At 51.5% G+C, this 23,888-nt stretch carries 29 protein-coding genes, 1 other RNA gene and 1 other annotated feature; of the genes, 25 read left to right on the top strand and 5 right to left on the bottom strand.

Going from position 1 to position 23,888, the window contains the following annotated elements:
- Positions 1-116: 116 nt before the first annotated feature.
- The 11 genes from EKM91_RS07945 to rplL all read left to right on the top strand — a co-directional run bounded on the left by EKM91_RS07945 (position 117) and on the right by rplL (position 7,159).
- Positions 117-1,196 carry an FAD:protein FMN transferase gene (locus tag EKM91_RS07945; protein ID WP_125752392.1) on the top strand — a complete coding sequence of 360 codons (1,080 nt, stop codon included), beginning with the start codon at positions 117-119 and terminating at the stop codon, positions 1,194-1,196.
- A complete protein-coding gene (locus EKM91_RS07940) occupies positions 1,193-2,140 on the top strand; it encodes a 1,4-dihydroxy-2-naphthoate polyprenyltransferase (protein ID WP_125752389.1) in 948 nt (315 codons plus the stop codon). The genes EKM91_RS07945 and EKM91_RS07940 overlap by 4 nt, the downstream gene beginning before the upstream one ends.
- On the top strand, positions 2,134-3,093 hold the full coding sequence (locus tag EKM91_RS07935; RefSeq protein ID WP_225419475.1) for a UbiA family prenyltransferase: 960 nt from the start codon (positions 2,134-2,136) through the stop codon (positions 3,091-3,093). The genes EKM91_RS07940 and EKM91_RS07935 overlap by 7 nt, the downstream gene beginning before the upstream one ends.
- Positions 3,094-3,121: 28 nt before the next feature.
- Positions 3,122-3,271, top strand: coding sequence for a 50S ribosomal protein L33 (gene rpmG / locus EKM91_RS07930; RefSeq protein ID WP_125752386.1), 150 nt, complete (start codon positions 3,122-3,124; stop codon positions 3,269-3,271).
- Between the two features lie 34 nt (positions 3,272-3,305).
- Positions 3,306-3,476, top strand: coding sequence for a preprotein translocase subunit SecE (gene secE / locus EKM91_RS07925; RefSeq protein WP_125752383.1), 171 nt, complete (start codon positions 3,306-3,308; stop codon positions 3,474-3,476).
- Between the two features lie 86 nt (positions 3,477-3,562).
- Positions 3,563-4,111: a transcription termination/antitermination protein NusG gene (nusG, locus tag EKM91_RS07920; protein WP_125752380.1), complete on the top strand. Its 549-nt coding sequence runs from the start codon at positions 3,563-3,565 to the stop codon at positions 4,109-4,111.
- 187 nt (positions 4,112-4,298) lie between these two features.
- Positions 4,299-4,724, top strand: coding sequence for a 50S ribosomal protein L11 (rplK, locus tag EKM91_RS07915; RefSeq protein ID WP_125752376.1), 426 nt, complete (start codon positions 4,299-4,301; stop codon positions 4,722-4,724).
- A gap of 90 nt (positions 4,725-4,814) precedes the next feature.
- Positions 4,815-5,504 carry a 50S ribosomal protein L1 gene (gene rplA / locus EKM91_RS07910; RefSeq protein WP_125752373.1) on the top strand — a complete coding sequence of 230 codons (690 nt, stop codon included), beginning with the start codon at positions 4,815-4,817 and terminating at the stop codon, positions 5,502-5,504.
- Between the two features lie 118 nt (positions 5,505-5,622).
- Positions 5,623-6,054 carry a hypothetical protein gene (locus EKM91_RS07905; protein ID WP_125752370.1) on the top strand — a complete coding sequence of 144 codons (432 nt, stop codon included), beginning with the start codon at positions 5,623-5,625 and terminating at the stop codon, positions 6,052-6,054.
- Positions 6,055-6,084: 30 nt separating this feature from the next.
- Positions 6,085-6,205, top strand: a sequence feature (ribosomal protein L10 leader region).
- Between the two features lie 32 nt (positions 6,206-6,237).
- The gene (rplJ, locus tag EKM91_RS07900) at positions 6,238-6,744 is read left to right on the top strand and encodes a 50S ribosomal protein L10 (protein ID WP_125752367.1); all 507 of its coding nucleotides are present in this window, start codon (positions 6,238-6,240) and stop codon (positions 6,742-6,744) included.
- Positions 6,745-6,790: 46 nt separating this feature from the next.
- Entirely contained in the window at positions 6,791-7,159 is a 369-nt protein-coding gene (rplL, locus tag EKM91_RS07895; RefSeq protein ID WP_125752364.1) for a 50S ribosomal protein L7/L12, read from the top strand.
- 465 nt (positions 7,160-7,624) lie between these two features.
- Here the strand turns inward: rplL and EKM91_RS07890 are convergent, their stop codons facing one another.
- Positions 7,625-8,449, bottom strand: a complete 825-nt coding sequence (locus EKM91_RS07890) for an SHOCT domain-containing protein (RefSeq protein ID WP_125752361.1) — start codon at positions 8,447-8,449, stop codon at positions 7,625-7,627.
- A gap of 237 nt (positions 8,450-8,686) precedes the next feature.
- Between EKM91_RS07890 and mprF the strand changes: the two genes are divergently transcribed.
- Together mprF and EKM91_RS07880 are read left to right on the top strand one after the other, a co-directional pair.
- Positions 8,687-11,302, top strand: a complete 2,616-nt coding sequence (mprF, locus tag EKM91_RS07885; protein ID WP_125752358.1) for a bifunctional lysylphosphatidylglycerol flippase/synthetase MprF — start codon at positions 8,687-8,689, stop codon at positions 11,300-11,302.
- Between the two features lie 135 nt (positions 11,303-11,437).
- Complete coding sequence (locus EKM91_RS07880) at positions 11,438-12,043, top strand: class I SAM-dependent methyltransferase (RefSeq protein WP_125752355.1); 606 nt, start codon at positions 11,438-11,440, stop codon at positions 12,041-12,043.
- A gap of 756 nt (positions 12,044-12,799) precedes the next feature.
- Here EKM91_RS07880 and EKM91_RS07875 read toward each other — a convergent pair.
- A complete protein-coding gene (locus EKM91_RS07875) occupies positions 12,800-13,624 on the bottom strand; it encodes a helix-turn-helix domain-containing protein (RefSeq protein WP_125752352.1) in 825 nt (274 codons plus the stop codon).
- Positions 13,625-13,683: 59 nt separating this feature from the next.
- Here EKM91_RS07875 and tadA point away from each other — a divergent pair, with 59 nt between their 5' ends.
- The 12 genes from tadA to EKM91_RS07815 all read left to right on the top strand — a co-directional run bounded on the left by tadA (position 13,684) and on the right by EKM91_RS07815 (position 21,431).
- Positions 13,684-14,166: a tRNA adenosine(34) deaminase TadA gene (tadA, locus tag EKM91_RS07870; RefSeq protein WP_125752349.1), complete on the top strand. Its 483-nt coding sequence runs from the start codon at positions 13,684-13,686 to the stop codon at positions 14,164-14,166.
- Between the two features lie 55 nt (positions 14,167-14,221).
- An RNA gene (ffs, locus tag EKM91_RS07865) (signal recognition particle sRNA small type) lies at positions 14,222-14,308 on the top strand.
- A gap of 75 nt (positions 14,309-14,383) precedes the next feature.
- A complete protein-coding gene (gene dnaX / locus EKM91_RS07860; RefSeq protein ID WP_164508505.1) occupies positions 14,384-16,063 on the top strand; it encodes a DNA polymerase III subunit gamma/tau in 1,680 nt (559 codons plus the stop codon).
- A gap of 37 nt (positions 16,064-16,100) precedes the next feature.
- The gene (locus tag EKM91_RS07855; protein ID WP_379896847.1) at positions 16,101-16,400 is read left to right on the top strand and encodes a YbaB/EbfC family nucleoid-associated protein; all 300 of its coding nucleotides are present in this window, start codon (positions 16,101-16,103) and stop codon (positions 16,398-16,400) included.
- 20 nt (positions 16,401-16,420) lie between these two features.
- Positions 16,421-17,020 (top strand): recombination mediator RecR, encoded by a 600-nt coding sequence (gene recR, locus EKM91_RS07850; RefSeq protein WP_125752347.1) that lies wholly within the window; start codon positions 16,421-16,423, stop codon positions 17,018-17,020.
- Between the two features lie 19 nt (positions 17,021-17,039).
- Positions 17,040-17,300 carry a YaaL family protein gene (locus EKM91_RS07845; RefSeq protein WP_125752344.1) on the top strand — a complete coding sequence of 87 codons (261 nt, stop codon included), beginning with the start codon at positions 17,040-17,042 and terminating at the stop codon, positions 17,298-17,300.
- A gap of 98 nt (positions 17,301-17,398) precedes the next feature.
- Positions 17,399-18,046 (top strand): dTMP kinase, encoded by a 648-nt coding sequence (tmk, locus tag EKM91_RS07840; RefSeq protein ID WP_125752341.1) that lies wholly within the window; start codon positions 17,399-17,401, stop codon positions 18,044-18,046.
- Positions 18,047-18,077: 31 nt separating this feature from the next.
- Positions 18,078-18,407: a cyclic-di-AMP receptor gene (locus tag EKM91_RS07835; protein ID WP_125752338.1), complete on the top strand. Its 330-nt coding sequence runs from the start codon at positions 18,078-18,080 to the stop codon at positions 18,405-18,407.
- Entirely contained in the window at positions 18,407-19,384 is a 978-nt protein-coding gene (gene holB / locus EKM91_RS07830) for a DNA polymerase III subunit delta' (protein WP_125752335.1), read from the top strand. The genes EKM91_RS07835 and holB overlap by 1 nt, the downstream gene beginning before the upstream one ends.
- A 126-nt stretch (positions 19,385-19,510) precedes the next feature.
- A complete protein-coding gene (locus tag EKM91_RS07825; protein ID WP_125752332.1) occupies positions 19,511-19,849 on the top strand; it encodes a DNA replication initiation control protein YabA in 339 nt (112 codons plus the stop codon).
- A complete protein-coding gene (gene rsmI, locus EKM91_RS07820) occupies positions 19,849-20,712 on the top strand; it encodes a 16S rRNA (cytidine(1402)-2'-O)-methyltransferase (protein ID WP_125752329.1) in 864 nt (287 codons plus the stop codon). The genes EKM91_RS07825 and rsmI overlap by 1 nt, the downstream gene beginning before the upstream one ends.
- A complete protein-coding gene (locus EKM91_RS07815; protein WP_125752326.1) occupies positions 20,709-21,431 on the top strand; it encodes an acyl-[acyl-carrier-protein] thioesterase in 723 nt (240 codons plus the stop codon). The genes rsmI and EKM91_RS07815 overlap by 4 nt, the downstream gene beginning before the upstream one ends.
- 122 nt (positions 21,432-21,553) lie before the next feature.
- On the opposite strand, the gene EKM91_RS07810 is transcribed toward EKM91_RS07815, so the two are convergent.
- The 3 genes from EKM91_RS07810 to EKM91_RS07800 all read right to left on the bottom strand — a co-directional run.
- Positions 21,554-22,204 carry an endonuclease III domain-containing protein gene (locus tag EKM91_RS07810; protein ID WP_125752323.1) on the bottom strand — a complete coding sequence of 217 codons (651 nt, stop codon included), beginning with the start codon at positions 22,202-22,204 and terminating at the stop codon, positions 21,554-21,556.
- A complete protein-coding gene (locus EKM91_RS07805) occupies positions 22,182-23,153 on the bottom strand; it encodes an asparaginase (protein ID WP_125752320.1) in 972 nt (323 codons plus the stop codon). The genes EKM91_RS07810 and EKM91_RS07805 overlap by 23 nt, the downstream gene beginning before the upstream one ends.
- Before the next feature lie 162 nt (positions 23,154-23,315).
- Positions 23,316-23,888, bottom strand: a 573-nt coding sequence (locus EKM91_RS07800) for an RNA-guided endonuclease InsQ/TnpB family protein (RefSeq protein ID WP_125752317.1), incomplete at its 5' end; no start/stop codon positions are given.

Raw genomic sequence — 23,888 nt, 5'->3', positions numbered from 1 at the left:
GGCTCACAATTGGGTCATGGTGCCGGCCGTTTTTTATGGCTGGCGGCTTGTGAGTTGGCTTGCAAGCCAGAAGCCGGTATACTTCAAGATATCAACTGGTGGAAGGAAATCTTAGGATGAAAAAGTTAATGCTCGGGGTGATCGCGTTACTATTGGCGATCACACCCCTCAGTGCATGCGGTCAAACAAGTACCGCCACCAAAACAACGAAAACACCTGTGACCGTCAAAGAGCCGTATGAAGATACGCAGTTTTTAATGGGGACCGTCGTGACGATCCGCGTCTATGACAAAGGCAAAAAAGCGGCCTTAGACCGCTCGTTTGACCGGGTGAAGCAGCTGGCCAATGAAGTGACCGTCAATGAAAAAGGGTCAGAAGTTGACGCCGTCAATGCGCAAGCCGGCAAAAAAGCCGTCAAAGTCACGCCTGCTGTGTATCGCCTGATCAAATATGCCAAAGCCTATAGTGACCGCTCACAAGGGGCGTTTGACTTGGCGATCGGGCCGATCACCAGCTTGTGGCATATTGGGTTTCCTGATGCGCGCAAACCTAGTCAAGCGGAGATCAGCGCGCGGCTGCCATTGGTCAATTATCGAGATGTCACCTTGAATGACGCCAAGCAAACCGTGTATTTGAAACGGCCCGGCATGGCGTTGGATCTAGGCGGGATCGCCAAGGGGTTCATTACCGATGAAGTGGTCAAAGTGTTAAAGCGCAATGGCGTCACCACGGCGATCGTTGATCTAGGCGGCAATATTTATGTCTTAGGACACAGCCCAAAGCAAAAAAATGCCGATTGGACCGTGGGCATCCAAGACCCCAAAAAAGCACGCGGAACGGCGATCGGCACCGTGCCGGCTAGCAACAAGACGGTGGTGACCAGTGGGATCTATGAACGTAAGCTGGTCGTTAATGGCCATACTTATTCACATTTGATGGATCCAAAAAGCGGTTATCCTTACGAAAATAACCTGATGGGAGTGTCGATCGTGACCAAAAAGAGTGTCGATGGGGATGCGTTGTCGACAGCCACCTTTGACAAAGGCTTGGCAGGCGGCATGACTTTCATTGAAAAGACGCATTATGCGGATGCGATCTTTATCACTAAAGATAAGAAGGTTTATGTTTCCAGCGGTTTGAAGAAAGACTTCAAATTGTTCAAGGATTCCGGCTATACGCTGGCGACGTTGAAATGACATTGGCGGCGTTTTTAGAGCTGGTCGAAGCGCGGACCAAATTGGCCAGCATTTTACCATGTGCCGTCGGGGTATTATTTGCCGCGGCCTACTTTGACCAACTTAATGCGCTTAACACCGGGCTCTTTTTCGTCGCGATGTTGTTGTTTGATATGACCACCACGGCGATCAACAACTTGATGGATTACCAAAAAGCCCAAAGCCCGACTTATCGTGATCAAACCAATGTGATCGGGCGAATGCAGCTGGCACCCGCGACAGTGAGGCGGCTGATCGTGAGCATGTTGACGGTGGCAAGCTTATTAGGCTTAGTGCTGGTTTGGCGGACACAATGGCTGTTGCTGGTGCTGGGCGGGGCGTGTTTTGTGGTGGGGATCTTTTACACTTTTGGGCCCTTACCTTTATCTCGCTTTCCATTAGGCGAAGTGTTTTCCGGGGTGGTCATGGGCTTGGGAATCCCAGTGATCGCAGCGTTTGTGAATGTGTCAAACGGAGCGCTCATCCAGGCGCGTTGGGCTTGGCCGGAGTTGGTGATCGCGGGCAATTGGAACGCTTTACTTACCTTAGGGTTGGTGTGCGTGACCCCAATGGCGACCATTGCGAATGTGATGTTGGCCAATAACTTGTCCGACTTGGCAGAAGATCTCGCCAATCACCGCCACACCTTACCGATGTATCTCGGCCGCCGGTGGTCGCTGTGGCTGTATCAAGGGCTGGCTTATGTCGGGTATGCCGCGTTGCTGTTGGCGGTGGGCTTTGGCTTGTTAGGCTGGCCAGTGTTAGCGGCTTTTGGCAGCTTGCCTTGGGTGATCGCCAATACCCGCCGGTTTGTCCGCCGTCAAGACAAGCGCTTGACCTTTCATACTGCGATCAAAACGCTAGTGGCCGCAAATGGCGGCTTGATCTTGGGCTTGGCATTGGATTGGGGGTGGCAGGTTTGGTGACGTATCGCCCGTTGACTTGGCCGTTATTTTTAGAGCTGATCCGCTTGCCTGCCAAAGCAGCGAGCTTGTTGCCTTTTTTGTTTGGCGTGAGTTATGCGTGGATGCAGTGGGGGCAGCTGGATTGGCTGAATACCGGCGTATATTTTGTAGGCCAAATGAGCATTGCGTTGTTTGTGACCGGGTTCAATAATGTGCAGGATTTTTATAAGGCGACAGATGAAACCTATCGCCAAACGCAAAACATCATCGGCCGGGAGCAATTAGATCCAGTGCGCATCTTGCTGTTGATGCTGGGATTTTTGAGCTTAGCTTGTGTGATGGGCTTGTTTTTGGTGTGGCGCACGAACTTAAGTTTATTGCTGATCGGCGGCGCAGCCGTGTTTGTGGCGATTTTTTATACGTTTGGGCCGGTGCCCTTGTCGCGCTTGCCGAGCGGTGAATTGTTGGCCGGATTGTGTGAAGGCTTTGGCACGATCTTCATCGCAGTGTTTGTCAATCACACCCCGCAACCGGTGTTGTTAGCGCTGGATTGGCAATATTTTCGCTTCAGCATCGATATGGCGACGTGCTTGCAGCTGTTTTTAGTCGCTTTGCCGATCGTGATCTTAGACGGTACCGTGATGTTTGCCGATAATATCTGTGACTTGGCTCAAGATCAGCGCAATCAACGCTACACGCTGCCTTATTATTTAGGCAAGCCGCGCGCGTTGCGGCTTTATCCATGGCTTGCGCGCAGCGCGTTTGCCTTGATCGTATTGGCGGTCGGCTTGCAGGCTTTGCCTTGGCCGTTGTTGGCGACGTTGGGCTTGTGGCCGCTAGTCGCCAAGAATACCCGCGGGTTTTTGGCTAAGCAAAGTAAAACCGAGACCTTCAACTTGGCGATCAAAAGCTTGTTGGCAGTTTCGTTAGCAGAGGTGGTTTTGATCTTGCTTGCGGGGGTCATGAATTTCTGATACATTAAGAAGCGACTGGAGGATGATCATGTCTGTTAAAAAAGTCGCAATGGCCTGCACTGTTTGCGGGCGGCGGAATTACTTCGTCCCAGAAAATCCCCGGCGTACCGAACGCCTGGTCTTGAATAAGTACTGCAAGTATTGTGGGAAGAAAACCGAACATCGTGAAACGAAATAATGTCTTGAAAAACTAGTTGAAGGGAGGAACCCTGATGAAGTTCATTAAAAGTGTGATTAAAGAAATGAAGCTTGTGACCTGGCCGACCGCTGCTGAAACACGGCGCGACACCTCGACGGTCATCTTGACCTCCCTGTTATTTGCGATTTACTTCGCGCTGTTAGACTGGGTGATCTTGGCGATCTTGAATGCATTTGTATTCTAAAGTTATCTTTGGTATACTTGCACTAGCGAAAAAACCGTGCCGGTAATGGACGGTTTTTTTATTTTGACATTATAAAGGAGATCATCATGGTAGAATTAGCAGAAAAGCAGTGGTATGTCTTACATACCTATTCAGGCTACGAAAACAAGGTCAAAACCAACCTTGAATCTCGTGCCAGCTCAATGGGGATGGATGACTTCATTTTTCGGGTGATCGTCCCTGAAGAAGAAGAGACCCAAACCAAAAATGGTAAGGCCAAACAAGTGATGGAAAAGACCTTCCCAGGTTATGTGCTGGTGGAAATGGTCATGACCGATGAATCATGGTTCGTGGTCCGTAATACCCCTGGCGTTACTGGGTTTGTCGGTTCTCACGGGGCCGGATCAAAGCCGGCACCGCTGTTGCCGGAAGAAGTGTCTTCGATCTTACATTCATTGGGGATGAGCGCCCGCAAGACTGCTAATGTTGACTTTGATCTTGGCGAAACGGTCACGATCATTGACGGTGCTTTTGCCGGCATGGAAGGCAAAGTAACAGCCAATGATAAAGAAAAGCAAAAACTGCGTGTGACGATCACCATGTTCGACCGTGAAACCGCCGCTGAACTCGACTACGAACAAGTCGATAAGGCGTAATTGCCTGTTGCAAGCGTCAAGCAATCAGGCGGATCGCTTGACCTTGCGGCGGTTTGTGCCCCCGGTTGTGCTTGCAATGCAATAGGATTCATGCTAACTTAGACAAGTATGTTTTGACATACGCGTGGGAGGCCAAAATAAGCTTGGCCATCATCACCACATCACGGACTTAAGGAGGTTATGTTTCGTGGCTAAAAAAGTAGCAAACATCGTTAAACTCCAGATCCCTGCGGGGAAGGCAACTCCAGCTCCTCCGGTAGGTCCTGCTTTAGGGCAGGCCGGGATCAACATCATGGGCTTCACCAAGGATTTCAATGCACGCACGGCTGATCAAGCCGGCATGATCATCCCTGTTGTGATCACCGTGTACGAAGATCGTTCCTTCGACTTCGTTACCAAGACCCCACCGGCAGCTGTCTTGCTTAAGAAAGCCGCTGGCGTTGAACACGGTTCTGGCGAACCAAACACCAAGAAGGTTGCTAAAGTGACCAAGGATCAAGTTCGTCAAATCGCCGAAACGAAGATGCAAGACCTTAACGCTGCAGACGTAGAAGCTGCTATGCGCATGGTTGAAGGGACAGCTCGTTCCATGGGCTTCGAAGTCGAAGGCTAAGAGTCGTCCGGATCCCCGGCGAAAGCCGAGTGAATCAAGTGGAAGGGCATTGGCCCGCTGACCACATTTGCAAGGAGGAAAATTCCCAATATGGCTAAAAAAGCAAAGAAGTATCTTGAAGCGACGAAGAAAGTTGACGCGATCAAGGCATACACCCCTGAAGAAGCGGTAGCATTGGTTAAAGAAATCGACTTCGCCAAGTTCGATGCAACTGTTGAAGTTGCCTACAACTTAAACATTGACGTTAAGCAAGCTGACCAACAGATCCGTGGGGCCGTTGTGCTTCCTAATGGGACTGGCCGCAGCCAAACCGTGATCGTCTTCGCTGAAGGCCCTCAGGCTAAGCAGGCTGAAGAAGCCGGCGCTGACTTTGTCGGCGGCGACGACTTGGTTCAAAAGATCCAAGACGGCTGGTTGGACTTTGACGTGGCGGTTGCAACGCCACCGATGATGGCCAAAGTTGGTCGTTTAGGCCGGGTCCTTGGGCCTAAAGGCTTAATGCCTAACCCAAAGACCGGCACCGTGACCATGGATGTCACCAAAGCGGTCAACGATATCAAGGCAGGCCAAGTGGCTTACCGTGCTGACAAGGCTGGTATCGTGCACGCACCGATCGGCAAGGTTTCGTTTGACGAAGGCAAGCTGGTTGAAAACTTCAAGGCGATGAACGACGTGATCACCAAAGCACGCCCAGCATCTGCCAAGGGTCAATATATCAAGAGCCTGACACTCACCTCGACCTTCGGGCCTGGTGTGCATGTCGACACCCAAGCCTTCTAATCTTTGATTAAGGCGAAAACACCAGCGAGATATTCTCGCTGGTGTTTTTTTATTGCTTGAGCAAAAAATTAGGTCAAAACGCCTGCCTTGGCGATAATCAAACTGAGGAGGCGAAGACATGAAACGAGCCTTGTATTGGTTGGTGTTTCGCATCGAGATCCCAGACCAAAACGCTGAATTTGCGGCTGATGAAGGGTTGGGGCTTACGGCCATCATCGTGATGAGCGGCTTATGGGTACTGGTCGGGGCACGGTTGGTCGCGGCGCCTAAAATGCGCCTGGCGGATTGGTGCTGGCTGGGGTTTGTCGTGTTGGTATGGAGCAGTTATACCTTAAGGATCAAGCGCTTGGCGCTTGATCAAGCAGTTGCGCCGCGATTATCACCGTTTGCGCAAGGGGTGCGCGCGGTGGCTAGCGGTGTTTGGGTAGTCGTGGTTTCAGGCCCATTGACCCATGCGCTGTTGCAAGATTGGCACACGACAAGTATCATGGTTGGCACCCTGGCGGTGATGACGATGCTTACGGCGCTGCCGGTTGAAAAAAACAGTTGACGGCGCTTAGCCTGGATGATACGATACTCCTTGTGTTAATTCACTCTGCCTAAGACTCAGGGGGCGCAAGCCTTAATCATCCTGCCGAGGTGGTATCGGGAACGTTAGATACCTCTATGTCTTGGTAGACATGGAGTTTTTTTATACTTAAAAACTTCAACCAAACTGTAGGAGGTGAAACAAATGAGTGAAGCAATTATCGCAAAAAAAGCTGAGGCTGTTGACAAGATCGTCAAGCAGTTCGAAGCTGCAACCAGCGCTGTTGTTGTGAACTACCGTGGCTTGACCGTTGACGAGGTGACCGCTCTTCGTAAGGAATTGCGTGATGCCGGGGTCAAGATGGAAGTTCTCAAGAACACCTACCTGCGTCGTGCTGCAGACATCTCGGGCTATGAAGGCCTCGATGATATCTTCAAGGGCCCTACCGCGATCGCCTTCTCCAACGAAGACGCCGTAGCAGCTGCTCGCATCATGGCTAAGTTCGCCGACCAGTTCGACGCACTTGAAATCAAGGGTGGCTTCATCGAAGGCAAGGTCGCAACTTTGGAACAGATCTTAGAACTGTCCAAGCTGCCAGACCGCGATGGCATGTTGTCCATGCTGTTGTCTGTCCTTCAAGCCCCTGTTCGCAACGTGGCATACGCCGTCAAGGCTGTTGCCGAAAGCAAGGACGACGAACCAGCCGCATAATTCACGCAGCTTAGCTGCATAAACCCAAAAATTGGAGGAAACAATCATGGCTTTAGACACACAAGCGATCATCGATCAGATCAAAGAAGCTTCCATCCTTGAACTGAACGACTTAGTTAAGGCAATTGAAGAAGAATTTGGCGTTACCGCAGCTGCTCCTGTAGCCGCTGCAGGTGCTGCCGGCGACGGCGCTGCTGCCGCTAAGGATTCCTACACCGTTGAATTGACCGAAGTTGGCCAAGAAAAGGTTAAGGTTATCAAGGAAGTCCGCAGCATCACAGGCTTAGGCTTGAAGGATGCTAAGGGTCTTGTCGACAACGCACCTTCTTCCATCAAGGAAGACGTTGCTGAAGACGAAGCTAACAAGCTCAAGGAACAACTTGAAGCCGTTGGCGCAACCGTAACCTTGAAGTAATCAATTTACTTTTAGGCATTCAAAACGCCGTCGCACGATTCCTGTTTGGGAGCCGCGCGGCGGCGTTTTTGTATATCGTGGAATTTAGCGTTATTCGTGATTTCTCACGAGCATACAGTACAAAACAGTTCTTTACAGTATGCCGAATTCTGGAAATTATCGGTACCTTCGATTAGGGTAAAGAGGTTGCTCTGCATACTAAGTCGGATTTGTTTAGTATTGAGTCATCTTCGTGTGTTTGTGGCCGATTCAGTGCCATTACCAGTGTATCTGGCTGCTTCGCCAAAGGATTTGAATTGAAGGAAGCACAGCGCCTTACTTCTTTCGACCAGAGCAAGCAATTGAATAAACGTTAGCGTGGGAGAGATTAGTGTCCATTTACGTCTATGTACAATTCTTGATATTTTTAGCCAGCGTGTGTTCGTTACTTCTGTTAAATACATATCATAGATGGGGTCGGCAATCTCAAAGTTCAAGAAGTTGCTTTTTCTTCTTATCGAATTCATCCTGAGTAATAGCTCCGGAGTCGAGAAGACGCTTGTACTTAGCAATCTCATCTGGGAGTGATTCTTTTTGAGTTGTGCCGCTTGTTTCGCTCAATAATATGTTTAGACCGGACATTGTTTTGTCCGCCCCTTCACGGAGTGCTTTATATATAATGCTGTCGGTCTTAGTATCTGACATTGCAAAATTTACTCTGACATTTCCTTGTTTTGTGTCAACGGAAATATACATTGCACTGATGGTGGAAAAATGAGTTGTCTTGCCTGTTAGACTACCGACCACAGCCCCGGCAGGCCCTGCAATTACACCGCCAGCAACCGCACGAGTGATTCTGTGCGGACCTTTTGAGCGGCCGTTACCTGGGACTTCAACAAGTTGAGCGCTTAGCAGTTCATCGAAGCGGAATACGGTGTGACTCTTTGTGCTACTTTCGAGCATGAATCGCTTATTGGAATCGTCTATCTTGAGGAACCCAAATGATCTGTTTGGACTGAACTGAACCATTTTTCCTTGTTTGATCAGTTCACGGGTATGCTGATCCTTTTTCTTTTGCCTGTAACGCCCCTGTAAGAATGCTGGAATGCCACAAAAGACCAATGTAAGGCCTAGTGGCATCCAGTTTTCAATAAATAGCAAAATCACTGCCAAGCCTAGTGCAACAATTGAAGCTGTTACCGAGAGAGCAAACACTGTTTCACGTTTGTGCCTTAAGGCAAAGTCGATTGTGCTTAGGATGATACTTACGATACTGACCAAAAGCCAAATAGGCCCGATTAATTCGTTCATGTGTTCCTCCAATTTACTAAAGAATTATAAATCGCTGATACTTTTGTGGAACCTCGAAGTAATCAGTAATCCCCATTTAGGGATGTTACAAACTCGTGAAGATGAGGACGGTTGCGTCGTCTTAAAAATTGTAGCACACTATACTATCACAACGTCTTTTCGTTTTGCTTAACTAACTATTTCGTGACTCGTTTTCATGCCGACTTGTCGGTATAATGGCAAGCGGAGGTGCATTTGTTGAAAAAGTTAGTACAACAGATCTGGACATGGTTTCAGGCACGGTTAAGATTGATCAAGATTTTATTCATCTTGTCTGTCCTTGTGTTTGTGGTCATTGAAGTAGGCCGGATCGCCAAAGAATTAAACGGCACGGCATTAAAGGCGAGTTTGGCCACGCAAAGTCCCACTTCCATACTGGCGATGGCAATATTAGGGTTATTAGCCGTTGTGCCGATGCTGAATTATGATTTTACGATCACCGCGATGTTGCCGGGACATTTTACCCGCAAAGAAGTGCTCAAGTCCGGGTGGATCGTCAACACGTTTACTAATCTGGCCGGCTTTGGCGGCTTTTTAGGGGCAACGTTGCGGGCGAATTTTTACCACCGCGGCGCCAGCCGCAAGCAGATCCTCGCGGCGATTTCTAAAATTGCCTTATTCTTACTAGCCGGGCTGTCGCTGTGGTCAGTGGTCGCCTTAGGATTGATCTTTGGCTTTGGGATCGGGCGGATGTACCAAGATTACTGGTTGTGGCTGATCGGGGCTGCAGCATATTTTCCCGCTTTGATGCTGGTGACGCACCTCAGCCGCCGGGAGTTTTTTGCGGATCTGCCAATACGGCGGCAATTACGCTTGGCGTTGGGGTCGTTTCTTGAATGGGGCGGCTGTGCCGGGTTTTTCTTGGTGATTGGGTATTTCTTGGCGGTGCCGGGGAATTTATTCGAGTTATTGCCATTATTTTTGATTGCCAACGTCTTAGGCGTTTTGTCCATGATGCCAGGCGGGTTAGGGTCTTTTGATGTGTTCATGATCTTTGGCCTGGGCCAAATGGGGCTGGACAATAATCTGGCCGTGGTGTGGCTGCTGTTTTACCGCTTGTTTTATTATGTCATTCCTTTTTTGATCGGGGCCTTGTTCTTCGCTCAAGATGCTGGCAAAAAGCTCAATCAGACCCTCGAAGGCCTGCCGATGTTGCTATTGCGGCGCGTGGGGCACGGGGTGTTAGTGGTATTTCTGTATTTCACCGCGATCATGTTGTTATTGCGCGGCGTGGTGCCGGATATTGCGCTGCGCAATGCCTTGTATCTGCGCTTATATCCGTTTACCTTCTTGTTTCTTAGCCGGGTGACCAATATCGTGATGGCCTTTGTGGTTTTTGGGTTTGCCCGCGGGATCGCCAACAAGGTCCAAAAGGCATATTGGCCAACGGTTTTGATCTTGATCATCGCTTGTATCGCGTCTTTGCGGCAAGCGGCGGGTTGGCACTTTGTGGTTTTTGTCTTGGCGATCTTGCTGGTTGCGTTTTTGGCGCGCAAGGAGTTGACGCGGCAGCGCATGGATTTTCCTTGGGGCAATCGCTTGATCGATGGGATTATTTTCGGTTTTACGGCGCTGTTTTATGCCATAGCGCTGTTTTATAATGCACCGGCCTTGCACCATCGGCGGATCCCACCAGCGTTCTTTTTCCCTTCTGAGCGGATGTGGCTGACGACGGCCGTGGGGGTCGTGATGGCCGCGCTTACGTTAGGGATCATTTACCGCTATCTCAGTTCCCCGCAAACGCCTTTAGGCTTGACCGGTCGCGCCGCGGCGTCGCGAGTCAAGGCATTGATCGCGCGCTGTGGCGGGAACGAAGTCAGTCAACTGGCTTTTACTGGGGATAAACAGGTGCGTTTTTATCAAGTCGCCGGCGTGGATCGCGTCTGCTTCTTATTTCGGAAGAAAACCGATAAGCTGGTGATTTTAGGGGAGCCGATCGGCGATCCTGCCGATTGGCCAGCAGCGATTTCGGACTTCATCCAAGCAGCCAATGTCCAAGACTTGTCATTAGTCTTTTATGAAGTCTCTGAAGCGCTCACGATGCAGCTGCATGAATATGGGTTTGATTTCATGAAGTTCGGTGAATCCGGCGTTGTTGATCTGACCCAATTTACCTTGGCGGGATCAAAGCGCAAAGGTGAGCGCGCATTGATGCATAAGTTTGAACGCATGGGGTATCGCTTTGCATGGCTGCAGCCGCCATTTGATGCGGCAACTTTAGCTGAGTTACAAGCGGTGTCTGATAGCTGGTTGAATGGCCGTTCGGAAAAAGGGTTCAGTTTAGGCTTTTTTGATGCTGATTATCTCAACCAGGCGCCGATCGGGGTCATTTATGCTCCTGACGGCGCGATCGTGGCTTTTGCCAATTCGATGGCGATGCAACCTGGGATCGCCAGTGTTGACTTGATGCGCTCGCGTGCCGATGCGCCGAGCGGGATTATGGATGCGGTGTTTATCAACTTATTCCAGCAGGCGTTGGCTGATGGGAAGACTCAATTTGATCTGGGCATGGCACCATTAAGCAATGTCGGCTTGTCAGATTATGCCTTTATTGAAGAACGCTTGGCACATTTGGTTTATGAATATGGGTATCGCTTTTATGGCTTTCAAGGGTTACGCTCTTATAAAGAGAAATACGTCACGACTTGGTCGCCGCGTTATGTGGCCTACCGCAAGCGCAGCTCGCTGCTCTTTACGCTGTTACAGTTATTGTTGCTGGTGAACCAAACCGCAACGCCACAACATGAAAATTGGCCGCGGCGCTTCGGCTTTGCCACGAAGCTGGATGAATGGCTGCAACGCAATGCTGACTAATCATTGCGAGCATGGTCCTGCAGTGACTCAGGGGAAGACAGGACCGGCAAAATACACACGTGAATTATGATGAAAGGAATATATAAGCCTTTGCTAGTGTAAATGCATTCTTCCGGGCTTATATTACAGGTAACGATGAATCAATATTTTACAAATGATCCTGATCTGGCACACGACGAGCACAGCTTCGACTTTGATTTAGCCGGCAACGCGTTGCATTTTACGGCGGATAACGGAGTGTTTTCAAAACATACCATTGATTATGGCAGCCGGGTGTTGATTGCGGTAGTGGCGCAAGCGCAGCCCAGCGGCACATTATTGGATGTCGGCTGTGGGTATGGGCCGATCGGCTTGGCTTTGGCCAAAGCCGATCCCAGCTTACAAGTGACGATGAGCGATGTGAATCAGCGCGCCTTAGCCTTGGCCCAGCGTAACGCAAAAGCCAACGGCATTCAAAACGTCACCATCATAGAATCGGCAGCATATGCGGCAATCACCGGGCATTTTGATACCATTGTGACCAACCCGCCGGTGCGTGCCGGCAAAGCAGTTGTCAGCGAGATCTTAGCCGGTGCGTGGGCGCATCTCAATGATGGCGGGCAATTGTATGCTGTCTTGCAGAAAAAGCAAGGCGCGCCTTCTGCCAAGAAGTTGCTGCAAGAAACCTTTGGTAACGCCGCAGTGGTAAAAAAAGACAAGGGCTATTATATTCTGCAAGCCACTAAAACCGCGTCTGTATAGGGCTTTCACAATTTAATTGTAAAAGATATGTAAATTCCGGAATTTCTGTTGCAATCCCGGTAAAAGGTGGTATTATGACGTCACGATCATGGGAACGGATATGGTGCTGGTACACATCATACGTTTTTCCGTTCTTTAACAGCGGGGACTCCTGCCGGGTAACCGGACCTCGCAAACGCTAAAGGGTAGACCCTTAAGATGGCCCAGAACTTTTTTGGGCACTGGCCTGACGTGTGGAGATAACGTCGCCAACCAGGTGAGCTAAACCCTCACCAGGAAGGCGACTTGCAAAAGCCCCGCTAATCGCAACGGGCAACGTAATTAAACCTTGGCATAAAGCCATTCGCGGCTCGGCAAACCGCGCACCTGCCAAACAGGTGAACCGCCAGGACACGTCAGCGGGAAACCCGACGTGTCTTTGTCGTGCAGAGCGTGAACCCAAGCGCACTTAGGGGTGTGGGTAAGGCAGCCTGGGGGCGTCGCGGTACGCGACGTGACCGGGATGACTTACCCGCGACCCCGTTGCTTGGGTGATCGCGTTTAATCAGAGCGCGACTAATTGCGGGCTTAGGTGAGTGCCTCAAGCGGCGTGGCGGGTTTCGGCGCAGCCGGAGCACGACGCGCTGTTTGAGGAGCCTCACCGTTGGGTCAGAGAACGCATTTACCCGCTCACAGCGCTTCACCGCAAAAGTCCCACGATCGTTGGGTCGCGATCGTGGGACTTTTGCGGTGACTATGGACGTTTCCTAAAACCGCTCATCTGCCTTGGATCAAAAGGTAACACAAGACCAGATCATCCATGTTGCGCAATGAAAAACCAGTGGCGGCTTGAAATTTTTCCAGTCGATATTGAAGCGTGTTGCGGTGGAGGTATAAGGCTTTGGCCGCTGCGGTCACATTGCCTTGGTGATGATAAAGACTGGCAATGACCGGGCGCATGTCGCCATCGGTTTCAACGGCAGTTCGTAAGGCTGCCAACAAAGGCGAGCGTTCGCGCACAGCTTGGGTGTAGTAGCTCAAGGCGATGTTTGGCAAAGCTGTGACGCGATCACCAGAGTAGCTGGCCAGGCGCTGTTCTTCGGCAAACAAGGCCGGCAGTTTATCGTCGACTGGCCAAAATTGGCCAAGGTAGCCGCGCGTTTGGGTGTCAAAGTCAGAATCCAAGGTATCCAAGTCGCTGAGTAATTCTGCAAGACTTAAAGGGGTTTGACTCTGCGGCTCAACGATCAACGCTTGCGTTGGCGTCAACCACACCCCGCTGACATGAGTGGTGAACAAGCTGCTTAAGGCTTCCAGCCATAATTTGGGGTCACTAGAAGCGGTGACGACGTTGAGTTGGATCAAGCGAACAATGCCTTTAGTGGGTGCCGGCCCGTTTTGGGTCAAAAAGCGAGCCCAGGGATCGGGGTTGGCAGGCGTCGGGGTCAGTGCTTCAAGCAGCGCGGCTTCACGTGGCGTCAAGTCGGCAGTGGCCACTGCCAGTTGGGTACCGGCGACGTTGATGACTCGCGCTTGTGCTGGAAACGGCGGGGTGTGATACACTGTAAAATATTGTTCGAGTACACTGCGCAAAGCTGGCATAGGCAGAACTCCTTTGAGAAAAATCGCTTACCGCCAGTTTAACATACAGGAGGGATTGCATGGCAGACTTCATGACAGCCGCATTACAAGAAGCACATGATGCCAAACGCATCGGCGAAGTGCCGATCGGCGCAGTGGTCGTGTATCATGACCAGATCATTGGCCGCGGCCATAATTTGCGTGAACACAGTCAAGACAGCACCTTGCATGCAGAGATCTTAGCGATCCAAGAAGCATGTATGACGCTAGGTTCTTGGCGCTTAGAAGATTGTGATTTGTATGTCACGCTTGAACCTTGTCCAATGTGTGCCGGGGCGATGATCAACAGCCGCATCCGGACTTGTTATTATGGGGCGATGGATCCAAAAGCCGGCGTCGCCGGAAGCTTAGGCAACTTGTTGACCGATACGCGGTTCAATCATCAAGTGCAAGTCGTCTCCGGGGTGCATGAACAAGAGGCCGCAGCGTTGTTGCGAGATTTCTTCCAGGCGATCCGCGCCAAGCGCAAGGCTAAAAAAGCATCATCAGCGCCAAAGCAATGACTGGCTTTGACTAGCCAAGGCTGACTGGGTGCGGTATAATATTGATTGCCGAAAGGCCTTGAGGCAATGGCGGCTTTTCGAATCGTGTCAGGTCCGGAAGGAAGCAGCACTAAGGATCGTTCTCCATGTGCCTTAAGTTTTTGAGATAATCAACAGGTCACCTATGCGGGTGGCCTTTTCTAATGGTAAAATTGAACTTACGGAAAGGATGAGTCGGGTGAGTTATCAAGCACTGTATCGCGTCTGGCGGCCGCAGACCTTCAGCGATGTGATCGGGCAAAACGCGATCACACAAACGCTCAAAAACGCATTAGTGACTGGCCAAACCAGCCATGCCTATTTGTTTTGCGGCCCGCGCGGCACGGGGAAAACATCAGTAGCCAAGATCTTGGCCAAGGCGTTGAACTGTGAACACCTGCAAGATGGCGAACCGGATAATACTTGTGAGTTGTGTCAGGCGATCACTGCCGGGGCATTGACCGATGTGATCGAAATCGATGCGGCATCGAATAACGGCGTCGATGAGATCCGGGATATTCGCGATAAAGCCAAGTACGCGCCGACGCAAGCGCGCGTCAAAGTCTATATCATCGACGAAGTGCATATGTTGTCGACCGGCGCGTTCAATGCCTTATTGAAAACCTTGGAAGAGCCCCCGGCGCATGTGGTGTTCATCTTAGCGACAACAGAGCCGCAAAAGATCCCGGCCACGATCATTTCCCGCACGCAGCGCTTTGATTTTCGCCGGATCACCGCCGAAGATATCGTCAAGCGGATGCAAACGATCTTGGATGATAAGCAGATCACCTATGACAAGCAGGCGTTATTGGTGATCGCGCGCGCGGCTGAAGGCGGCATGCGCGATGCGTTGTCGATCTTGGATCAGGTGTTGTCTTTTGGTCAAAACCATGTGACCGTTGAAAATGCGCTGGATGTCACTGGCGGCGTCGCCACGGCACAACTCGGCGAGTACCTGGAAGCGCTGCAAGCGCATGACATTGCCAAGGCGTTGACAACGGTGGAGCAGTTATTGGCAGCCGGCAAAGATGCTGGGCGGCTGATCGAAGACTTGATTGCGTATTTGCGCGATTTGATGGTGTATCAACAAGCGCCCAAGCTTTTAGCTGAAGCGGAAACGGAGCTGGTCGACGCGCATTTCAAACCGTTGGCCCAGGCGTTTGAGGCGCAACAATTGGCTCGCATGATCGCGGTTTTGAATGAGACGCAAGGCCAGCTGCGGCTGACCAACCACCCCACGATCTATCTGGAAGTAGCGACGGTGCGCCTTGGCACAGCGGCCCCTGCACAGCAGCCGCAAGCAGCAAAAGAAACGCAAGCCAGCCCGACAGTTGCGGCGTTAGAAACGCAGCTGGCACAATTGCAACAAACGGTTGCGCAATTGCAAACTGCCGGCATAACGCCGGCAGTGGCGCGGCCTAAAAAGAAGAAGCATTCGCTGAAAGTCAATAAGACGAAGATCTACCCGATCTTAGGCAGTGCCACGCGCAAAGATCTTGATGCCCTCAAAGAAATCTGGCCAGATCTGTTGAGCATGCTGACCGTGACGAAGCGGGCGATGATGAAGATCTCAGAGCCGGTTGCGGCCAGTCCAGACGGCGTGATCGTCAGCTTTGATTATGATATCTTAGTGGAGCGTGCAGAAAATGATGCGGCATTGATGGCAGAACTTAAAGCGGGTTTGCAGAAGTTATCCGGCAAGCAGCCAGAGATCGTGTTAGTGCAATCACAAGCATGGCCGCAGATCCGTAAAGACTATTTGCAAGCAAACGGAGCCCCTAAAGGACCACAAAAAAAGGCGCCGCAAACGCCGCCGGTGGTCAAGACGATCACTGATCTCTTCGGCGATGAAGACAACATTACAGTAACTGATGACTGAGAATTCGAAAGGATGATTAATGATGATGCGTGGCGGAATGGGTAACATGCAAGGTATGATGAAGCAGATGCAAAAAATGCAAAAGCAAATGGTCAAAGATCAAGACGAATTGAATGCGACTGAATTTACGGCCACCTCTGCCAGTGATATGGTCACGGTGACTTTTACCGGCGATAAAAAGCTTAAAGATATTCAGATCAAACCAGAAGCCATTGATCCAGATGATCCGGATATGCTGCAAGACCTGGTGATCGAAGCCGTCAATGCCGCCATGGCGGATATCGACCAGACGACGCAACAGAAGATGGGCAAATATTCCCGCGGCTTAGGAATGTAGAACGTTAAAAGAGGGAAAACATGCAGTATCCAGAACCGATCGCAAAGTTGATCGATAGTTACATGCGGCTGCCCGGGATCGGGAGCAAAACTGCGACGCGTTTGGCGTTTTATACCATTGATATGGATAAAGCGGATGTCGAGGCGTTTTCTAAGAGTTTGATGGCGGCAAAAACCGAGCTGCACTACTGTACGATCTGCGGCAACATTACCGACGAAGACCCTTGTGAGATCTGCCGCGACAAAGGGCGTGATCAAAAAACGATCCTCGTGGTCGAACAGCCTAAAGACGTGATGAGCATCGATCGCACCAATGAGTATCACGGCTTATATCATGTGTTGCATGGGGTGTTGAGTCCCATCGAAGGCCGCGGTCCAGAAGACTTGAACATTCAAAGTTTGATCAAGCGGCTGCAAGCCAATGATGCCGTGCAAGAAGTGATCGTAGCCACCAACGCGACGCCTGAAGGCGAAGCGACGGCGCAATATTTAGCGCGCTTGATCCATCCCGCTCAGATCAAAGTCACGCGCTTGGCGCATGGCTTGGCGGTCGGCAGCGACATCGAGTATGCTGATGAAATGACCTTGCTCAAAGCGGTTGAAGGGCGTACAGAGATGTGATGAAAAAAGGGGGCAGGCCATGTTTATTAAGAAGAAACCACAGTTAAAAACGCAAGCCGATCGTGAATTGATGACCACCGTTTATCATGTGCGCGATGCCATGGCACGCGAGCGCGCGCTGTTGGCCACTTTTCGCGAAGTGGATGAGTTGTCGCAAGCGCGCTTAGCGCTGCAAGAAGGCTTGTTTGACTTCTTGTATCGTGAAGCCCGCACCCGGCAAGTTTCTGGCGACTTGGTCAAAGAAATGGCCGCCGAACAATTACATCAAGCTAATTTGTAGAAGCATGCGTGTAGGCAACTGCACGTTTTTTCGATTATTGTTTCAATTTTCGCGGGGTTTCCAGTACACTGAATATATTAGGGGAAAAGAGGCAGATCGTGGTAGGCAAGTTTATCAGTTTTGAAGGACCAGATGGGGCGGGGAAAACCAGTGTCTTACAAGCATTGTTACCGCAACTGCAAGCACATGCACAACAAGCGGTCGTCTTGACGCGCGAGCCAGGCGGGGCCCGGATCTCTGAAAAGATCCGGGAGTTGATCTTAGATCCCCAAAACACCGAAATGGATGCGCGCACCGAGGCCTTGTTGTATGCAGCCAGCCGGCGTCAACATTTAGTCGAAAAGATCCTGCCTGCCTTAGCCAAAGGGGCGATCGTGGTATGTGATCGCTTCGTGGATTCTTCGGTCGCGTATCAAGGCGCCGGCCGGCAGATCGGCGAAGACGCGGTGTTGGCGATGAATCAGTTTGCGACGGCGGGGGTGCAGCCGGCGTTGACGATTTATCTGGATGTGCCGGCAGCGGTCGGCTTAGCACGGATCCAAGCGCATCGGCAAGCGACCCAATATGATCGCTTAGACCGGGAACGATTAGATTTCCACGAACGGGTGCGCGCCGCATACTTGCGCCTGGCACAACAACAGCCGCAGCGGATCGTGACCATTGATGCGACCCAAGCGCTGTCGGCAGTCGTGGCAGAGTGTTTAGGCGTGATCCAGCAAACCTTAGGGGCACAGTGGCAAGCATAAAAGGCATTCGGCGTGAATAAGGAGGGCTTTCATGAAGTTAATTATGGCAATCGTCCAAGATAAGGACAGCAACCTACTTTCCAGCGAATTCATCGACAACAATATTCGGGCGACGAAACTGTCGACGACTGGGGGCTTTTTGAAGTCAGGCAATACGACGTTCATCATTGGGATCGAAGACGAGCGGGTCCAAGAAGTGTTGCAGATCATCAAAGAAACCTCACAAACGCGCGAACAATTCATGACCCCGCCGGTCAACTTAGATGCTACCTCGGATAGTGCCATGGCCTATCCCATCGAGGTGCAAGTTGGCGGCGCGACCGTTTTCGTCCTGCCAGTTGAGCAGTTCCACCGTTTCTGATGCTCGCGATCGAAGCACTACAACCAGGGTTAGTGAAACAGTTTGCCGCGATCATCGCCGCCGATCGGCTGGGGCAAGCCTATGTCTTTAATGGCTTAAGCGGCACTGGCAAAGGCGCATTGGCCCAATGGATCGCCTTGCGCTTATTTTGCCAAAATGTGCAAGCGGGACACCCTTGCGGCGAATGTGCGGAATGCCAGCGGATCTTGTCGCATAACCATCCGGATGTGGTGGTATTGGCGACAGACGCGCGCAGTCTCAAAGTCGATGATGTGCGCGAGTTGAAAAGCGAATTGTCCAAATCCGGGGTCGAAGGCCAAACGCGGGTCTTTGTGATCGAACAAGCCGAGAAAATGACCCCTGGTGCGGCCAATTCACTGTTGAAGTTTTATGAAGAGCCGGTGTCAGGCGCGGTGATCATTTTAACCACGACGGCCAAAAATCAGCTCTTGCCAACGATCTTGTCGCGCGCGCAGATCATCAACTTTCCCACTCCGCCGCGCGCGCAGATCAAAGCCCAGCTGGAAGCAGATGGCGTTTCGGCACGGCTGGCTGCGGTGGTGGCGCAATTGACAGCAGACGTTGCCGATGCGCAGTCATTGACAGCAGATGAGTCGTTTCAAGAGCGGATCACGCGGGTCTTGAAGCTGGCCGAGCAATTGGCCAATCGTGATGCGACGGCGTTTGTTGCGGTGCAAGCCAACTTGCTGCCAGTTGCCAAAGCCTTGCCGGAGCAAACGCAATTGTTGGCTTTATTGGCCTTAGTCTATGAAGACGCCTTAAATCGGCATTTTCAAGTGGCTGCGCCGGCTGCATTTGCCGCAGAGCCAGTGGTGGCGCAATTGGCGGCACAAAGCGCAGCAGCGTTGAGTGCCAGCTTGAGTGCGATCTTACAAGCGCAAGTGCAGCTGCGGCAAAATGTCACGTTTCAATCTGATACGGAGCAATTAGTCTTGAAGTTGTTGGCGATCGCGTAAGTCCCCCCTGCATGGCGGGGGCTTTTTCGTGCGTCAAAAAGCCAGCGGGCCAGCGGCAGTGCTTGTCACACCACGAGATTATCGGTACACTGAAGGGGTGCAGAATTGCAGGCAGAGGGTGAAAATATGGCGAAAAAAGAGCTCTATGACGGGTTTGTGCAGCTCGAACAAGAGACGCAGGCGATGTTGAAAAAGATCGCGGCTTTAAAAAATGATATGACTGAGATCGTTGAAAAAAATGCCGAGTTGGAGATCGAAAACCGTCATTTGCGCGAACACCTCCAAGAATTACAAACCAGCGCCGATCACAAGTCCAATGGCGCCGTGGAGCTGTCTAAATCCAAGTTGAACCTGGAGAACTTGTATGAAGAAGGGTTTCATGTGTGCTCATATATGTATGGGCAGCGGCGGATCGATAACGAACCGTGTGCCTTTTGCTTAGACATTATTTATGGGGAGCATTGATGCAAAATCAACACAGTTTTGATCAGCACGAAACCGGTACACTGTATTTAGTGCCTACGCCGATCGGTAATCTCGATGACATGACGATGCGCGCAGTCAAGACCCTGCAAAGCGTGGATCTGATTGCCGCTGAAGATACCCGCAACACCCAAAAGCTCTTGAACCACTTTGAGATCACGACCAAACAGATCTCGTTTCACGAGCATAATACGCAACAACGGATCCCGGAGCTGTTGGCGAAGCTGCGGGATGGTTTGAGTATCGCCCAAGTTTCAGATGCCGGGATGCCGTCGATTTCCGATCCAGGCAAAGAGCTGGTCCAAGCGGCGATCGCCGCCGACTTACCGGTGGTACCTTTGCCTGGGGCTAACGCAGCCACAACGGCATTGATCGCTTCGGGATTAGCGCCGCAGCCGTTTATGTTTTACGGTTTTTTGCCGCGCAAAGCCAGCGAGCAGACTAAGGTGTTGACGGCGCTGGCCCAACAAGAACAAACCGTCATCTTCTATGAATCCCCTTATCGCTTGGCCAAGACCTTAACGGCAATCCAAGCAGTGTTTGGCGATCGTCAAGCGACTTTGGCGCGGGAGTTAACGAAGCTGCATGAAGAGTTTATCCGCGGGTCATTAAGTGAGCTTATCACTTGGGCGGCTGCGTCTGCACGCGGCGAATTTGTCGTCATGGTCGCCGGCGCCCAGCCGCAGCCGCCAGTCGTCAGCGATGAACCTTTAAAAGCGCAAGTGGCTGCGCGCATTGCCCAAGGCGATCAACCCAACGCCGCGATCAAGGCGGTTGCCAAAGCCAATGGGTTGCGCCGCCAAGCCGTTTACAAGGCGTATCATGGACTGGAGGAAACCGAGTGATTTATGAAGAGCCATACACCATCCCCTTTTTCTTAGGCACGCAAAAAGGCAATGTTAACTTGGCCATGTTGGTCAATGCCATGCTGATGGGGTCAGAACACCAATTAGATCAAGCCGAAGCTGGCATGGAGGCGTTGTTGGCGCATGGACTGGGGTGGGTGATCACCCAATATGAATTGACCATCGAAAAGATGCCGCCAGTCGAGTCGCGGGTCTTATTAGGCACGCAAGCGCGCTCATACAACAAGTTGATGACGTATCGGGATTATTGGCTGGCGACGCCTGCCGGTCAGCGGCTGGCCACCATGCGCGGCGCTTGGGTGATGATGGATCTGACGACCCGCAAGCTGGCCCCGATCTTGCCAGAGTTCCCGGAAAAAGTCGGCGCGCAATTTGATACGCATGTGCAGCGGTTCAAGCGCTTGCCGAAGCTGACAAAAATCGATGTGGATGTCCCTTATCGCGTGCGGTATTTTGACATCGATGGCAACGGCCATGTGAACAATGTGCACTATTTTGAATGGATGGAAGACAGTTTAGGGGCGGCCTTTTTGCAAAGCCATGAGTTGGCCACCGTGCGCATCAAGTATGCCCGCGAAGTCACCTATGGCAGCACGCCGCACGCCCAAGCGCAAATCGACGGGTTGACCACGCGGCATCAGATCGTCACTGCCGGGCAGATCAATGCAGAAGCGGAGTTCACCTGGCGAGTGCGGTAAATGTGTCAGCAAGGCAACACCAAAAGGCGGGCCAACTTATCCCCATGTGGATAGTTGGCCCGCCTTTTGAATTGATTTGTGCACCGTTTATCCACAACTTGTGGATAAACTATTGGGGATAACTATAGCCGCAAGCAAGCCCCAGCTAACCAGCTTGCGGCGAAGTCTGCCTGGGTTTTAACGGTTTTGCCAAAGTTATCGATCAAGCCGTGGAATTCTTGCGCTTGGGCCAGCGGCCAGTTATCAACAGCGTGGGTCACAGATTTGAGTTGGGCATACGTGGCAAAATTTTGGCCTAACCAGCCAAACAGCCGCCGACTATAATGATCGGCAATAAAATTGGGCTGACCAAACACATATAACCGCATCGCGTCTGCCGTTTCCGGGCCGATGCCGGGCAAGGCCAATAAGCGGCGGCGCAACTGGCTGTTGGGCCACTGGCTGAAGTCTGCATCCGGTCCTTGGGTTTGCAGCCAAGCAAACAAAGCGTGCAAGGCTTGGCTTTTGTGGCGATAAAACCCGCTGGGGCGGATCAATGCTTGCAGTTGTGCTAGCGGCAGGCGGGCCAATTGTTGCGGATCAAAGTGCGTGACTGGGCGTAAATTGGCCAACGACTGCGCCGCGTTTTGCCAGGTGGTGTTTTGCACTAAGATCGCGCCGACCAAGATCTCTGCTGGGGAATCGGCCGGCCACCAGCCAGACGGGCCTAAGTTGGCTGCCAGCTGGTGGTAAAGCTGGGTCAAGGTGTATTCAGCTGATGGCGTTATCGACATAATCTGCCAGCTCCTTGCCCGTTTTGCCGGCGCTGAGGCCGACGATCAGCTTGATGCGCGCCTTTTGCCCATTGAGTCCTTGGCAAAAGATCACCCCCATTTGTTGCAGTTGGGCGCCGCCGCCAGGATAATCATAAAACCCTTCAGCGATCCCGTTGAAGCAGCGAGACACTAAGACGATCGGCACCTGGCGCGCCAGCAGGCGTTGGATGCTGGGCACCGTTTCCGGCGGCAAATTGCCTGCGCCTAGCGCTTCGATCACCAAGCCGGCACAGTTGTTGGGTAACGCATCAAATAAAGCGCCATCCATGCCGGCGTAGGCTTTGAGTAAAAACACAGGGGTGGTGATATGGGTGATCGGGCATGCGACTTGATTGATCAGTTCTTGAAAGAAGCGGATGCCATCTTTAGTGACCAAGCCGATCGGGCCAAAAGTCGGGGTCCGAAAGGTGGCGACGTTGGTGGTATGGGTCTTCGTGACAAAACGGGCCGTATGGACTTCGTCATTCATCACCACTAAGCAGCCTTTATTGCGCGCGGCGGGACTGGCTGCTGTGCGGATCGCGCTGACATAGTTATAGCTGCCATCGGCGCCGACTTCATTACTGGAGCGCATCGCGCCGGTCACGACGACAGGGATGGTGCTATCAAGCGTCAAGTCGAGAAAATAAGCGGTTTCTTCTAAGGTGTCGGTACCATGAGTGACGACGACGCCATCGATCCCATCAGCTTCAGCTTGGCGGATACGAGTGGCCAATTGGAGCATGTGGGCTAAGGTGATATGCGGCGAAGGCAGGTTGAACGCTTCTTCAACGGTCACATGAATGTCGGCGCCGAGTTGGGCTTGGATCGCCAACAAGGGATTTTTATGATTCAATGCTACCGCGCCATTGGCATCTTGGCTCATGGCAATGGTCCCGCCGGTGTGTAACGCGAGGATATTGGGCATGGTTGACCCTGCTATATAAAATGTGGAAGAATGTCTAATGACACTAGTAAAGGATTATATTTTTCCTTTCTTAGTTGTACATTCAGTATTTTATTCGGTCCCGTTAACACCAGTATGCTTACGTCGGTAGTAACCTCGCAACATTGACTGGCTCTTGAACCTTTAGGACATAGCCTGCCCCTGAGCGTATTGAATCAAATTCTGTACGGCATTCTCGTCGCGTTCAAGTTGAGCGCCACAACCGTAACAATTAAACTCGTGATGTTTGGTGCCATGAAGCACATTACCTGCCAAGGTCAGTTTATCGTCGCCGGTTTTCACTAACCCACACTGACTGCACCGCTGTGTGCTAGGGTAGAACCGATCAACTATCATCAGCTGGCGGCCAAACCATTGCGCCTTGTCCTTCATCAGCACTTTGAAACGTCCAAACAACGAGCGATGTAAATTCTTCGCCAATCGCTGGTTCATCTTCATATGCTTAACGTCCAAGTCTTCGATGGCAAGCGTACCGTTGGTTTTCACCAGCATCGTCGTAAACTTTTGCAAGAGGTCGTCTTGAATCCGTGTCACTTTCTGATAGGTCCGCTGCAACTTGGTTTTCGTTGCGCGGTAATTGTTAGAACGAAAGTGTTTGGGATTCGCCTGACGTTTGCGAGCCAGCCGCCGCTGGTACAAGGACACGCGGTGATACAAACTGACTAATTGCTCGGTCAATACGCGGACTGATGACAT

Origin of the sequence: Lacticaseibacillus baoqingensis (assembly GCF_003946165.1) — a bacterium.
GTDB lineage: Bacteria > Bacillota > Bacilli > Lactobacillales > Lactobacillaceae > Lacticaseibacillus > Lacticaseibacillus baoqingensis.
This window is presented reverse-complemented; position numbering and strand designations above follow the sequence as displayed.